At 44.3% G+C, this 13758-nt stretch carries 14 protein-coding genes; 7 read left to right on the forward strand and 7 right to left on the reverse strand.

What is annotated here, in order from left to right; all coding sequences use genetic code 11:
- The first annotated feature begins 60 nt into the window (after positions 1-60).
- From rarD to DFP76_RS02090, 3 genes are all read left to right on the forward strand, one after another.
- Complete coding sequence (gene rarD, locus DFP76_RS02080) at positions 61-972, forward strand: EamA family transporter RarD (protein WP_113873018.1); 912 nt, start codon at positions 61-63, stop codon at positions 970-972.
- 164 nt (positions 973-1136) lie between these two features.
- The gene (locus DFP76_RS02085) at positions 1137-1574 is read left to right on the forward strand and encodes a hypothetical protein (RefSeq protein WP_113873019.1); all 438 of its coding nucleotides are present in this window, start codon (positions 1137-1139) and stop codon (positions 1572-1574) included.
- A 92-nt stretch (positions 1575-1666) separates the two neighbouring features.
- Entirely contained in the window at positions 1667-2473 is an 807-nt protein-coding gene (locus DFP76_RS02090) for an ATP-grasp domain-containing protein (protein WP_113873020.1), read from the forward strand.
- Between the two features lie 11 nt (positions 2474-2484).
- Here DFP76_RS02090 and DFP76_RS02095 read toward each other — a convergent pair whose 3' ends face one another.
- From DFP76_RS02095 to DFP76_RS02120, 6 genes are all read right to left on the reverse strand, one after another.
- Entirely contained in the window at positions 2485-2940 is a 456-nt protein-coding gene (locus DFP76_RS02095) for a hypothetical protein (protein WP_113873021.1), read from the reverse strand.
- Positions 2941-3186: 246 nt separating this feature from the next.
- Positions 3187-3453: an amphi-Trp domain-containing protein gene (locus DFP76_RS02100; protein WP_041651083.1), complete on the reverse strand. Its 267-nt coding sequence runs from the start codon at positions 3451-3453 to the stop codon at positions 3187-3189.
- Positions 3437-4801 (reverse strand): metallophosphoesterase, encoded by a 1365-nt coding sequence (locus DFP76_RS02105; protein WP_113873022.1) that lies wholly within the window; start codon positions 4799-4801, stop codon positions 3437-3439. The genes DFP76_RS02100 and DFP76_RS02105 overlap by 17 nt, the downstream gene beginning before the upstream one ends.
- Positions 4802-4982: 181 nt before the next feature.
- The gene (locus DFP76_RS02110; RefSeq protein WP_113873023.1) at positions 4983-6074 is read right to left on the reverse strand and encodes an HprK-related kinase B; all 1092 of its coding nucleotides are present in this window, start codon (positions 6072-6074) and stop codon (positions 4983-4985) included.
- A complete protein-coding gene (locus DFP76_RS02115; RefSeq protein WP_113873024.1) occupies positions 6071-6964 on the reverse strand; it encodes a GAK system ATP-grasp enzyme in 894 nt (297 codons plus the stop codon). Before DFP76_RS02115 ends, DFP76_RS02110 begins: the two co-directional genes overlap by 4 nt.
- A complete protein-coding gene (locus DFP76_RS02120) occupies positions 6957-8600 on the reverse strand; it encodes a phosphotransferase (RefSeq protein ID WP_113873025.1) in 1644 nt (547 codons plus the stop codon). Before DFP76_RS02120 ends, DFP76_RS02115 begins: the two co-directional genes overlap by 8 nt.
- 239 nt (positions 8601-8839) lie before the next feature.
- Here DFP76_RS02120 and dgt point away from each other — a divergent pair, with 239 nt between their 5' ends.
- The 3 genes from dgt to DFP76_RS02135 are packed head-to-tail and all read left to right on the forward strand — an operon-like array spanning position 8840 to position 11420.
- The gene (gene dgt, locus DFP76_RS02125; protein WP_113873026.1) at positions 8840-10351 is read left to right on the forward strand and encodes a dGTPase; all 1512 of its coding nucleotides are present in this window, start codon (positions 8840-8842) and stop codon (positions 10349-10351) included.
- A gap of 6 nt (positions 10352-10357) precedes the next feature.
- A complete protein-coding gene (locus tag DFP76_RS02130) occupies positions 10358-10816 on the forward strand; it encodes a GNAT family N-acetyltransferase (RefSeq protein WP_113873027.1) in 459 nt (152 codons plus the stop codon).
- On the forward strand, positions 10806-11420 hold the full coding sequence (locus DFP76_RS02135; RefSeq protein WP_113873028.1) for a DNA-3-methyladenine glycosylase I: 615 nt from the start codon (positions 10806-10808) through the stop codon (positions 11418-11420). Before DFP76_RS02130 ends, DFP76_RS02135 begins: the two co-directional genes overlap by 11 nt.
- A 47-nt stretch (positions 11421-11467) precedes the next feature.
- Here DFP76_RS02135 and DFP76_RS02140 read toward each other — a convergent pair whose 3' ends face one another.
- On the reverse strand, positions 11468-12400 hold the full coding sequence (locus DFP76_RS02140) for a sensor domain-containing diguanylate cyclase (protein WP_113873029.1): 933 nt from the start codon (positions 12398-12400) through the stop codon (positions 11468-11470).
- Between the two features lie 342 nt (positions 12401-12742).
- Between DFP76_RS02140 and DFP76_RS02145 the strand changes: the two genes are divergently transcribed.
- A complete protein-coding gene (locus tag DFP76_RS02145) occupies positions 12743-13753 on the forward strand; it encodes a LacI family DNA-binding transcriptional regulator (protein WP_113873030.1) in 1011 nt (336 codons plus the stop codon).
- Positions 13754-13758 lie beyond the last annotated feature (5 nt).

Raw genomic sequence — 13758 nt, forward strand, 5'->3', positions numbered from 1 at the left:
GGAAGTTCTTCATATTCCGCTACACTCGCCTGTCCATTAATAAGGATTTGGAATATCAATATGCCAGCATCTTCAAAAAGCGGACTTATGCTTGCTTTCACTGCATTCTTTCTTTGGGCCATAGCCCCGATTTATTTTAAAGAAATGTCGTTTGTTCCAGCGCAAGAAATCCTTGCTCATCGCGTTATCTGGTCCTGTATTTTGGTCTTTGTGTTGATCTTCCTACTGAGATACAGCAAAGCCCTCATCGCGGCTTTGACCTCAAAAAAAATCATCTTGGCGATGCTGGCCTCCACTTTATTAATTGGCTTGAACTGGGGTACGTTTATTTGGGCGGTACAAAATAATCAAATGCTCAGTGCCAGCTTAGGTTATTACATCAACCCTTTGATCAGTATTCTCCTAGGGGTCGTATTTTTTAAAGAGAAACTGGACCCCATTCGAAAATTCGCCGTTGCCTTGTGTTTTTGTGCCGTGGTGTTTGAAGTATTCCAATTTGGCTCACTGCCATGGATTGCGCTTGTCTTAGCCGTCACCTTCGGCATCTATGGCCTAATACGCAAAAAAGCGGCGGTCGACAGCTTTACAGGCATGGCGATCGAAACCAGTTTCATGCTGCCTATGGCCATCATTTACCTGATTCTTAGTCCATCCCCAACCGCTAATTTGCTAGAAAATAATGCCTCAGTAAATTGGTTATTGTTCGCTTCTGGGCCAGTGACTATGGTGCCACTGATGTGTTTTGCCGCCGCCGCGAACCGTGTCAGTATGACAACACTAGGCTTTATGCAATACATTGGTCCAACAGGCATGTTTATCCTTGCGGTATTTGTGTATGACGAACCTCTCAGCACAGATAAACTCATCACCTTTGTTTTAATCTGGTCGGCTTTGGCCATGTTAATTTTTGACTCCATTCGCCGCCTACGTCACTCTCGACGTAAGCCGATTCCGCCGGTTGAACCAATCTAAAGTAAAAACGTGATAGACAAGTTTGCACTTGTCCTAGAGAGCAAAATGTCAAGATTGCCCGCAGAGCGTCATTAACAAGGAAGCTCTGCGGTAACCTACGTCCAACCCTATGGATATCATGAAAAAACCCTATTGTTGTTTGCACCAGACATAGGGAATACATCATGAAAATCAATGTACAAAAAACTTTCGCGAAAACCTTTGCGACCATTTTCTTTTCATTATCCGGTTTAGTGGTTATCTCAAGCTTTGTTTCCGCCATTCAGCATTTCTTGCAAGGTGAGACCTTAACTCAAGTATTCATCAGTATTATCAATGCCAACATTATCGCCATCGCCGTCTTTGAACTGGCTATGGTCATTAACAAAGAATACGGCAGTGGCAATGAGCACGACCTCATTGTGCTACTGAGACGGACTTTACCTCGGTTTATTGGCACAGTTTGCGTCGCGCTTTCTTTAGAAGGTTTGATCATGGTGATTAAATACAGTCAATTGGATATGGCAGGCAATTTATATTACCCAGTTGCCATTGTTATTAGTGCGGGTATATTGCTGATTTCATTGGGTATTTTTTTGAAGTATGCGCCTCGCGAAGGGTGATTTCTAAGACCGTTTTTGGGGGTTAAATTTTTGTTTCTTTTTATTCTATTTAGCCCCACAATCGCGATCTCTTTTACCATTGAACAGCCCCTATGAACATCATCTCTTTCGACGCGTTAAGAACCCTCCACTTGCCCAATGTGCGCTACATAAAACCCGATGCCATGTACGATCATTTAGAGGAAATCAAACAAGCGGATTGGCTCTTGTTTCCTCAGTATTGGCAATTAAATGCCTTAATCCACGGTCTTAAAAAGAGAATCTTCCCAAGTATCGCCTCTTATCAAATTGGACACGACAAGGTGGAAATGACGCGGACTTTCCAAGCCGTCGCACCACAACATCATCCAGATACTTTCATTGCGCCTAATACGCCGTACGAAGCCGAAAAAATATGGCAAGAAAAGTTCACTCCTTTTGTGGCTAAAATTCCTCGTAGCAGCATGGGAAATGGGGTCTTTCTAATTGAAACCTATGCAGCTTGGCAAGCTTATGTAGCGGTCACAGAAGTTCTTTATGTTCAAGAATATCTACCGATAGACAGAGACATGCGCATCATTTGGGTGGGCGATAGAATTGTTAATGGCTACTGGCGCTTACAATCGGACAGGGGATTTCACAACAATATCAGCCAAGGTGGGCAAGTTGAAATTGCCTTAATCCCAAAAGAAGCGCAGGACTTAGTGTGCTATTTGGCTCAGCACCTTGGCATCAATCACGCTGGTTTTGACATCGCTATGGTTGGATCTACGCCGTATGTAATTGAGATCAATAGAATTTTTGGCAACCAAGGGGTAAAAGGTTTGCAGCATGACGTTAATACAGAGCTGCTAAGTTATCTCAATGAACAACATCTTCTAAGCACAGCAAATTTACTCCATCAAACCGACGTATCCTAGGAAAGATGGCATCACTTTCCCATCAGGATTAGCGTATTCGCAATGGGCTGTGCAACTTGTGAATGCGCTGGTTTGGCTTTAACCAAGCATTTGCTCAACGCCACAGAATAGTCACTCGGAATTTTGTTCACACTATAGTGTTGACTGAGATGCTTGATAAAGGTGTTTTTTTGACGATAAAAAAGGTTCCACATCAACTGTGCCTGAACTTTGTTACCCGCGTACATATCCAATAGCTTAGTCTTAATAACCGTATGCTTCAGATAATATGCATAGATGTTTAAGCCTTTGCGCATGTCGTCGATTTGTTGTTGAGAGTACACCTCTACTTCGAGAGCGATTTTCTCATCTAGAAACTCGGTTAATGCCAAACAAGTGTTTATCTCATTCACTGAACCATTGGCCGACATTAAGACAGGAGAAAACAACAAACAAATAACAATGAGGCCCCGCTTACAGATGTTCATAGCATTTTCCCTTTTTATTATTATAGGAATAATAACTCGTACAACCACAGCTAAAGATTGACGGTTCCTAACCATCAGACTGGTTTATAAAATTAAACTACTGCCTCAATATGCTAATGAATACGGTTGAAGTCAATCAAAATAAACAAGGGAAGACGACTAACAAAAGGAGATCAGATACAAAGCGGGAAGACTAATTTAATTAGAACAATTAGTTAAAAGAATTAAACACGTCACACCCTTTCCCTAACTAATTTTAGGGGCATTTTTATTCAAGCGTTTAGGGTGTTTTTCCCAACGTACTTTGACTTCAAACTGCTGGCTGTCTTCGTCGTCCGAGGCGGTGACTTTTAAACGGAGTAATCCTTTTGGTTCAATCGCTAACGTGCCTTCTTTTTCATCACTGAAGGTCAGTTTGCCCTTACTTAACCCCTTTGAAAGGGCTTTCAGCACATCTTGAATATCATCAGGATCCAGCAAGGCTTCGTATTTAAACTCAGTTTTTGACTTCATGATCTTTCCCTTCACTTTGACCTTCTTGATAAATGCCTTCTAGCTCTTTTGCCGTCATCACTTTGGCAGTCGGGTAATCACAACTCAGCCCGACAATGCCTGTGCTTTTGTCAATTAACGTGGCACCAATGCCATAGTCTGTTAAGCCTTCCACTTTACGAGAATGCGAGTCTAACGTGATGTCAGCCTCCACATGCACCAGACCTTTTTTAATGGTGATACGCTGACCTTCTTGGCGATTGACGTGGCCTTGCACCACCACATGAATCCCAGATTTATGAATCGCCTTCACCCCACGATAGGTCAAAGGTAAATCGGCATCACGGTATTTGGTACGGAACGTGTTGGCGATTGAGCTGTAATAGAAGCCAAATAAATCACGACGCTTAAGGTTACGATGAAATGCTTTGTTGGCGTATTTTGGTCCGCTTTTCAATAGCATTTGTCCCATGTTGTCGTCCAATCCCGCATGTAAGAATAAGAAAGAACCGCGTTTCGCCACCAGTTCCATCTTACGGAAAAACCAGTTGAACTCGCCTTTCTTATGCAAAAACAATTGCTGGCACTTTAGGGACGCGGCATAGACTTGACGAAGGCTTAACCCAGACGCATGGCAATGTTTCTCAAAGCTTTGATTCTTCGACGCCATTTTGCGCACTTCACGGTCAATCCCTTCTGCGGTCAAAAAGCCTGCCGCATGGAATGGAAACTCTTTAAACCAATCTTCACCTGGGAATAAACGCTTTCGGCAAGTGTCTTCATCGGGAATTTTCTTATCCCATTTGGTGTCCACCAAATATTGATCAAACACCTCTCTGAATAAGGGCACCACTTTTTTACCCATACGAACGAACAGGTGCTGATTGCCCACATCTTTCTTACGAGCCAACGCCAGTAGTCCCATAAGAAGGCGCAAATCATGGTTGCCAGCCAACAAGGTTACCCGCGCTTTCAGGCGATAAAGTTGCTGAACGCTGCGCAATAAATCCAAGTTACTTGGGCCTTTATCTAAGCAATCGCCACCAATGATGATCTCAGATTGCTTGCCTTTTTTGGTCAAGGTTAAATGACCAAGATCAGACTTCTTCTTGCGCTCTGCGACACCTGCAGCAATCAGCGACGCTTCAAATGCCATCGCATCTGCATGAGGGTCTGATATAAACACCACAGGGCGTTTTGGCCAACGTAACTTGTGTTTGGTGTAGTGGGAAGGCGTGTCTTCGACATTCAAAACATGGTTGTTGACCGAGCTTTTGTCCCTAGGCCAAGATGCCCATTCTGTCGGTAACCGAGCAATGATCTCAGTATGATGTGAATGGGGCTTAATAGCAGGAATAGGGTTAAGCATGGTATCTCTTACCTTAGTAGATGAATCGTATTACAGCGCCGTTAAAATCACTCTAGCACAATCCATGAGCGTCAAACAGAAGGCCGGATTATGCTAAAGTTTTATGACAATTTGGTGACGAGCGACTATTTTTTGAACATCCTTGTTCCTATTAAGTACGTAAAACTTGGCCTGAAAACCTTTATGCTGTCGCCAACTGACCAATCAATTGATACCCCAAGTCAAAATCGATTTTTCCGGTCAAACGATATACCGCCACATTGGCTAACTGATCGACATAATGGGCAGTCGAATCAATGGCATTAAGGTCTGCAAAAACGCCTTGATTATCCTGATAGAAAGGCCCCGGACGTTTGCGTAGCCCTTCAATCACATCTGGCTCTTGAGACAAGTCAACTTGCTCTAATCGCGTCTCTTTCGGGCTATCCAAAGACCAATCCAGCATAATCAGGTTCACCAGTTGACCAGTTAATTGAACACGATTAGCACCGTAATCGTCTTCAATTTGTACATCGTATTTTTCTTCCAGTGACCAAAGTTCCGAAGTCGGCATAGAAGATAAAGCCTGTTGACGAGCCGCTGGCAAGATATGGCGCAAGCGATCTGAATGCAACAAGGTACCCGGATTAACCCTAGGCAACTTAGCCAAGCCAATGGTTTCTGTGCCGCTGCCAACACGTTTAAGCAAGATACGGTCATTGGTTAAAAAGTCACGCGTACTTTTTTCAAGACAGCGTAACATCAAGGTCGACTTCCCTCCGCCGGAACCCGCCGCAATCGCCGTCACCTGACCTTGCACACTGAACGCTGAGGCATGCCCAAGGGTAAAATCTTGACGTAAGAAGTGATTTAAAAACTGATTATTAATGAAATTAATAATTTGCGCTAAGTTCGCAGCACATGGACCAACCGCCACCAGCTGATCTGGACGCTGTAAAAAAGCCATGCCGGTTTTGAACTTCTTAATCCAACGACCGCCCGACACATCCAAGTAGCCTTCTTTTCTACCTTGCTTGCCTACTTCACGAGGGACTTCCAACCAATCCAGTCCATCCCCAGCAGGAGCTTGCTCCATCACATACAGATCGATGCTCGAAGTAACTGGCTGAGTCTCGTGTAAATAACTTTTATAATACGCCACCAAGTCATCAATCAAAGCCTTTTCTGTGGCATGCACTCTGACTTGCAACTGCGCAAATTGAAACTGAGTTTGATGTGAACAAGTGCTGAAATGCGTTTCTACCTGCGTCAGGTCTAAAATGTTCTGAATCATGACTTAGCAACCTCTTTTAACACGTAATCCGCGTATATTTGAGCAGCGTCCACTCCGCACCCTTCCAACGCGCCTTTGAAACCACCAAATGCTGATACTTCAAACACCACCGGGCCTTGGTCCGTCAAAGCAATGTCCACGGTAGTGAAACTTAAGTCATAACAAGCTTGCGCTTTGCGCCCCAATTCAATCAGTTCAGCATCCGGCTCAAAGCCTTCATAGCGACCACCACTGTTAATCGTCGTATTCCAAGAATCCTTATTACCGACACGAGCATAGGTGCACACATACTCACCTCCGACGAACACCATACCCAAATCACGTCCATCCAGACTGACCGTCTGTTGAATATAATAAATGGACTGAATCTGGCGATATTCTTCTAATGCGTTGCGCACAAACTCATCACTGTCTTCCTGCGTCAGCATAATCATACCGCGGGCTTTGGTAGAATAGAGCGGCTTCAAGATGGCTGAACCAAACGCTCTTACCGTCTCAAAAGCGAGTTCAAGATTTTCGGTAACGCGTGTTTTTGGCATCGGGATCTGCCCATGTTGTAACGCTAGAGTGCCCGCCAGACGATTAATCAAATTGCCTACACTGTGAGTTGGGCTAAACAAACGCACACCCGCTTGCTCGGCGTAAGACAACAAGCGCAGACGGTCTTCCGTTGCAGGAGAATACACTTCACTGATCTTCTTGATAATCAAACCGTCTAACGTGGTCAGATCTAATCCTTGATACATCAATCTTTGGCTGTCCAAACATAATTCAACCTGATTCATATCAATCACAGCGCGAAACCCTGTTTGGGCCTCTAAACGGTCGGCTAAGACTTCTGTGGACCATTTCCCCGGGATACCAATCACCCCAATTTTAGGTTTACTCAAAATAAAGATCCTTTAACGGTAAAGTGAATTTTTCAGCGTCTTCTGGCGTCAGTTTGGCCAGTTTTTCCAATAAGTAGCGCGACCTTAGATGCATTCGTGTCGCCAATTTTTTATCAAAGATAAAGCGCGTTGAGGTCGCAAAGGAGCGAGCCAATCCCGCCGCCATGCGAACCTCAAAAGTGTCATCATCATGCTGTTTGGCAAAACGACGACCAAAACGATAGACCTCTTTCGCACTTGCCATCATACGTTTTCGAGTGGCACCACTGAGCACCTGCAAGCGGTAAATAGACACCATCAGCACGGACAAGTCTTGCACATAATCGAAATAACTCGCTCGATGCAGGTCAATGAAATAAATGCGTTTCTCCAAGCCGTCGTAAATCAGGTTGTCGACGTTAAAGTCTCCATGGGTGAGAACACAAAAAGGCGCCTGCCAATCCTGCTCTAGCAAGGCCACATCCGCCACCAGCGCATCAAAGCTCGGCATAAGATGCTGACAAATCTGGGCCTCTTGTTTAAAAAACTCTGGATGCACCTTGCGACTGTCGCCAATTCGTTTACTTAGCTGCGCCATAAATTGAGCCGAGCAGGACTCCTCCGTCAGAGTGGCTTTCCAAGTTTGATTGAGGGTTTTAAACAGTTTTTTTAACGCTTCCGATAACGCCGCTTCGTCTTCTCCTAGAAGTAAGGCTTCTAATGTTTTCCCTGGAATGTGTTCAATCAGTAACGAAGATTGCTCTCCAGACTCATTGGCTTGCGCTAGTACGCTAGGCGCTAGCTTAGGGTCAATGTCACGCCAGTGATTCACACCCGCCACTTCTTCTTCAATTTTGCTGCGTTCGCCTTCTTTATATACGGCCAGTACTTCTTGACCACTTTGGTCTTTGTGAGAAATCGCAGCAATGGCACTACCAGAACGAGTTAATGCTAAGCGACGCACCTTTAAATCACTGAGGTCATAATTGAGGTTGGCAGCACTGTCCAATAAATGCGGGTAGTTTTGTAAGCTGGCCACTTGGCCAAGGTCGGATTTAATGAGTGCATCTGCGACCACACTAAGTTGTTCGATTAGACGCTTTAAACAAACATTACTAAGAATCGACGCCCTTAGCTCATCATCCCCTAAGGTTAATTTCACTTTCAGGGTATCTGCTTGCAAAGCCGCATAATTCGCCAGTAATTTTTGACTGCGTCGACCTAGCTTAATGCCCGTACGTCGCGGTTCCTGCTCTAAACCGAACTTCACTAAATCGAGACTTCGCTTTACTTTCTTCATGAGCTTGATGCAGGCATCAGCGGAAGGGTGCTCATAGGGTTTATCCAATGTTCCTTCTAGCACACAATCAAAACAGTGCTGAGTCAATGAATCTAACGCCACCGCAAGGGAACGCATTGCACTAACACGAGAATAAAAACGTCCTTTTGTCTTACGTCGTTGCAATAGGCCTGCAGCTTCTAAATCAATCTTTTCACGCAGTGTTTGCACATACCCACGGCGACTGCGAATACGGGGTAAAACATCGGTTGAGCAAGAAGTATAAAACTGAGTAACCAACTGACAATGTGTCTCCACTTCATTGAGAAGGAAATACACATGTTCTTGTAAAGCGGACAAATTCGTAGCCGAAGGCATAACATCTTTTACCTTTAAATAGTCTTCTTCACTTTAATTCAACTAGACAACAACTTAATGACACTAATGTGACAGAAATATGTCAGCAAGCTACCTACCTGAGTCTGGGCCCACGTGCATAAACGCGTTTTTTTATAGTCCAATCAATAAAATAGACCATAAGATCAATATTTTCACATGACTTTTTAAGCAAAATATCGCTACTATCATGATTCACTGCTGGGGAGACGTCACTTAACATGGATATCGATTTTAGGGTAAAAATTCGACCACATAGAATGTATTCTGGGGCTTCACAAGACACAGAAAGAAGAGATCTGGCTGTGTTTGAAAGTGATCGTGGTCGCATCATCAACTCCGCCGCCATTCGTCGCCTACAACAAAAGACGCAAGTCTTTCCATTAGAACGTAACGCTGCGGTTCGCAGTCGCTTAACCCACTCCATGGAAGTACAGCAAGTGGGACGCTTCATCAGCCAAACCATCTTTAAAAATCTATCCAAAGAGCAACAAGAAGCTTATGGCCTAATAGGTCTAGAACGACAGTTTGAGTCCTTGGTAGAAATGTCTTGTTTAATGCATGACGTCGGCAACCCATCGTTTGGGCATTTTGGCGAAGCGGCTATTAACCAATGGTTTAACGAACGAATCACCACCTTATTTCAACGTGATGACATCACAGACAGGGACGCCAATCTCACTGGGTTAAAAACCGATCTATGCCACTTCGAAGGGAATGCTCAGGCACTTAGGATTGTCCATTCTTTGCAGACGTTAAACCTGACTTATTCGCAATTATCCGGCATCCTAAAATACACTCGTCGCGGTGATCAGGCTAAGCCGACGAAAAACGATGACAAACATTATTTGCAAAAAAAAGTCGGCTTTTATTTAAGTGAAGCGCCCATAGTAGAAACCATTAACGACACCTTAAATACTCGAAACCATCATCGCTCTCCCTTTGCTTACGTGATGGAAGCAGCAGATGATATTTCTTATTGCATTGCAGACATAGAAGATGCGGTTGAGAAGGGCATTTTAAAATTTGATGAGCTATTACTCAGATTAAAAGAAGAGTTCCAAATCATCATAAGCAATCAAGGGAAATACCCTAAGATCAATGAAGATGATGCAACACAAATGTCAGACTTGATCGAAAAAAGTCTATGGCAATACAAACGAACCAACATCATCAGTGACTTTTTCGTGCAATTCAGAGTCGCGATCAATACAAAATCGGTACAGTATGCCAGCGAACAATTTATTGAACACATCGAAGAAATTTTCCATGGCTCCTACAACCAAGCCTTACTCGAAGACGGCAGCTTGGTTCATGCCATATTGGACACATTAAAGGCCGTCGCCTTTAAGCACGTATTTTGTTCTGAGGAAGTGCAAAAACAAGAGCTGCAAGGCTATCGTATTATTGCTGGACTACTAGATATCTACCTGCCTTTGTTACAACTGGACCGAGCAAGCTTTGAAAAGATAATCAATAAAGAAGGCCACACACCGCTTTATCAAACCCGCCTTTGCAATAAAATTGCCGGTCGCCAACTGGCGGCTTACCACAAAGCCATGTCGCAATTAGCCGAATTTAAACAAGAGTTTGAGGAAGATATTTTACGCAATCTCAGTGATAATGCTTGGGAGTTCTACTTTCGCTGTCGTCTTATCCAAGACTACATCAGCGGCATGACCGACCAATTTGCTTATGACGAATACCGTGCTTTGCATGTAATTGAGAGTTAAAGACATATGAAGATACGTAAAATTCAATCTCGCGATGCGTTAGCTTGGTCAGCGTTGAGAATAGAATTTCTCCCTGAAATCAAGGATATCAGCCAGCAAGAAGTAAATGACTTTTTTCTAGGCACCTATCCTAATATAAAAGAAGTTTTTATTGCACTTGATGATACCAGCCAAAACATGATTGGTTTTATCGAACTAAACCTTCGCAATAACATTCCCGGCAGTCGCCAACAAACTACCCCCTATATTGAAGCTTGGTTTGTCTCCCCTAGTTACCAAGGACAAGGCATTGGCAAAGCGTTAATCAAAACAGCGGAAAACTGGGCGAGAGAGCAAGGCTTTCATGAACTAGGCAGCGATGCGCCAATAACCAATGAAAAAAGCGTCAATCTTCATAAGCAACTTGGCTTTAACGAAGTAGAGCGAGTCGTTTGTCTACTAAAACGGTTAACCCATGACTCTTAAAGAAACAAAAAACCGCTGCACTTGGGCTGATTCTGCTCCCGACTTTCCTCGTTATCACGATACAGAATGGGGCTTTCCTGTGGCAGAAGATCAACGTTTGTTTGAAAAACTCTGTTTAGAAACATTCCAGTCTGGCTTGAGCTGGCGGACTATATTGGCAAAGCGAGACAGCTTTCGAGAAGCCTTTCAACACTTTGATATTCAGACCGTCGCACAGTTTGGGGAGAAAGAAGTAGCAGAGTTATTGGCAAACAAGCACATTGTCCGTAACAAACGTAAAATCCTCGCTGTCATCAACAATGCTAAACGTGCCCAAGACATGATAAAAGAAGAAGGTTCCATTGCAGCCTTTCTATGGCGCTATGAACCTGACGAAGCCACACTACCGCCCCCAGAAACACAAACCACTTGCCCTGAATCCATCGCGCTTGCCAAGGAACTCAAAAAACGCGGCTGGCAATTTGTTGGCCCCACAACCATCTATGCTTTTATGCAATCTATGGGACTCATCAACGACCATGCCGAAGGCTGTTTTATGCGAGAAAAAATTGATCGGGCGAGGCAAGAGTTTAAGCGACCATCTCGAGCCAATCCCTCAAAATAGCACTTATCTGTCATTTCACGATAGCTGACAGATAGTAGAAGTAGTTATTAACCCAATACTTTGGACTGAATTTGCTCTTTGCCTAGCTCTTTTGCTAATAAAAGTTGTGCATCGGCTTCTTCAAAATACGTCCAAAAGTCTTGTGTCACTTCAGGTAAGCCATGTACCAAACCAATACTCACAGAGATAGACAGGTTTTCTCCCATTGCGCTAAGGTCAATGCTATTCACCGCATCAAGAATACTTTGAGCCTTGGCCTGAGCATAGTCTAGTGTCGCCTTCGGCAAGACTAAGACAAATTCATCGCCACCGTAACGGGCCAAAATATCCGTGGGTTGAAGACAGGTTGAGACGTGACGAACAAAGGTATGCAATACCTCGTCACCACCATGGTGGGTTAAATCCGTATTTAACTGTTTAAAGTTATCAATATCCAACACCAGTACCGCTATCGGTGTACGACCATCAGCAATGAAAAACTGCGACTGCTTGGTTTCAAGGTAGCGTCGGTTTGGAATGTTCAAAAAATCATCTTTAATCACTAGCTGCGCAAGACGCTCTTTTTCCGCTTGCAACAAATCACGAAGTCGACGCTCTTCCGTGATGTCTCGATCCGCGCCGATATAGAGCTCAGGTGTTCCATCTTCGGCGCGATTGATCACTGTTCCTTTATTAGCAATCCAGCGATACTCACCATCCACTAGAAAGCGATACTCCCCCTCAAATACATCACTGTCTCCCTGCACTATGGCTTGCCATGCTTGTTCGGTTTCGGCTCGATCATCTGGGTGTACGTATTCCAGCCACATCAATGGGTCATACGATGTTTGTGCAGAAAAGTCTTCATTCGGTATGAGCGAAGCGCTTACATCTCGTCCGCCTGAATAATGATTAATGACGAAAACATTTACTCTTGCTAGTGCAGCCGAGATCGACGGGTCATTAAACAAGACATCAAGTGCTTTTTGCTTACTCGCCATAACGGCTACCTTATATTGAGTTCATTACGTGAAGCTGAAAAATTTGTTCCGTTTAGGCAACCGATAATAAGTTTAGTCGTTAGTCTTTTCAACGCAGTGAAAACAAACGTTACATATTTTATCCTTGTTTTAAAAAGAAAAATCCTTCTTAGTGCCGGCCCTGCTTTAATCAATCGAATTCACTGTAAAGCGCCCAAATTTAGTGCGGAAATTAAACATTGCATCGAAACATTTTCGGTCTTAACGTCCATTATTGCTGGTCACAAAATGCACGATTAGAGCTTTTAAAATTGCTCTGAATGATGGACAGTGTAAAAACAAGAATGGTGCAGTGTGTTATTTATGTCGATTAAAGAGATAGCTACCCAATTGGATTTGTCGGTATCCACAGTGTCTCGAGCACTAAACGATTACCCAGACATTAGCCCGAGAACCAAAAAACGTGTGTTAAAAGAAGCCGCACGACAGGGTTACCAATTAAAAGGCGCGGATGCGGCACATTGGGTACAATCTAAGCGTGTTATCACGGCCATTGTGCCAAACCAAGACATGCAATATCTCGACACCATTCTTTCGAAGGTACTTGCTGGAACACGATACGCTCTACAAGCAGAAGGTTATTTGCTGCAAGTGGTCACAATCGATACTGGCAAGCAGGAATTGAGTGAATTTGAACGCCTTGTTAAAGCTGGCGATCAAGACGGTTTCTTGCTCCTTCGCACTCGGGTCAACGACCCCAAAGTCCATCGTTTACTCAAGCTTAACGTGCCTTTTGTGTGTTATGGACGCACCGAACGGGCGACGCAGTTTGCTTGGTTGGACTTGGACAATTACCAAGTCGGCCAACTCAGTCTCAATCAACTTTACGAACAAGGTCACCGCCACATTGGTGTGATCTCGGTCAGCGAGCGCTATTTTTTTGCTCATGAAAGACGTCGTGGTATTCAAGACGCCGCGACTCAGCTTGGACTAACAATCGCTCCCGAACACTGTCTAGAAGTTGGCTTTGATGAGGAAGAAAGCTATCTCGCCTGTGCCGAGTTCCTGATCCAGCATCCAGACATCAGTGCGCTGATTTGCCTTACCAGCACCAGCGCACGCAGTGCCGCATTAGCGGTAACACGATTACACCACACCCAGCTCAACCACAAAGCAGAGCCGGTGAGTGTAATTGGTTGTGATACCCCTGCCGATGAGCTGACCGCCAGTATGGGGATCACCAGCATTCAGCAAGCGCCACCCGGACACATTGGTGAGCAACTTGCCAAGATGATGGTGTCGCGCATCAAGGGAACCCCTGTAAAAGAGTTACAGGTCGTGCTAGCACCAGGAGTGGTGAAAACAGGCTTTTAAGCCCA

Source organism: Marinomonas aquiplantarum (assembly GCF_003314975.1).
GTDB classification, from domain to species: domain Bacteria; phylum Pseudomonadota; class Gammaproteobacteria; order Pseudomonadales; family Marinomonadaceae; genus Marinomonas; species Marinomonas aquiplantarum.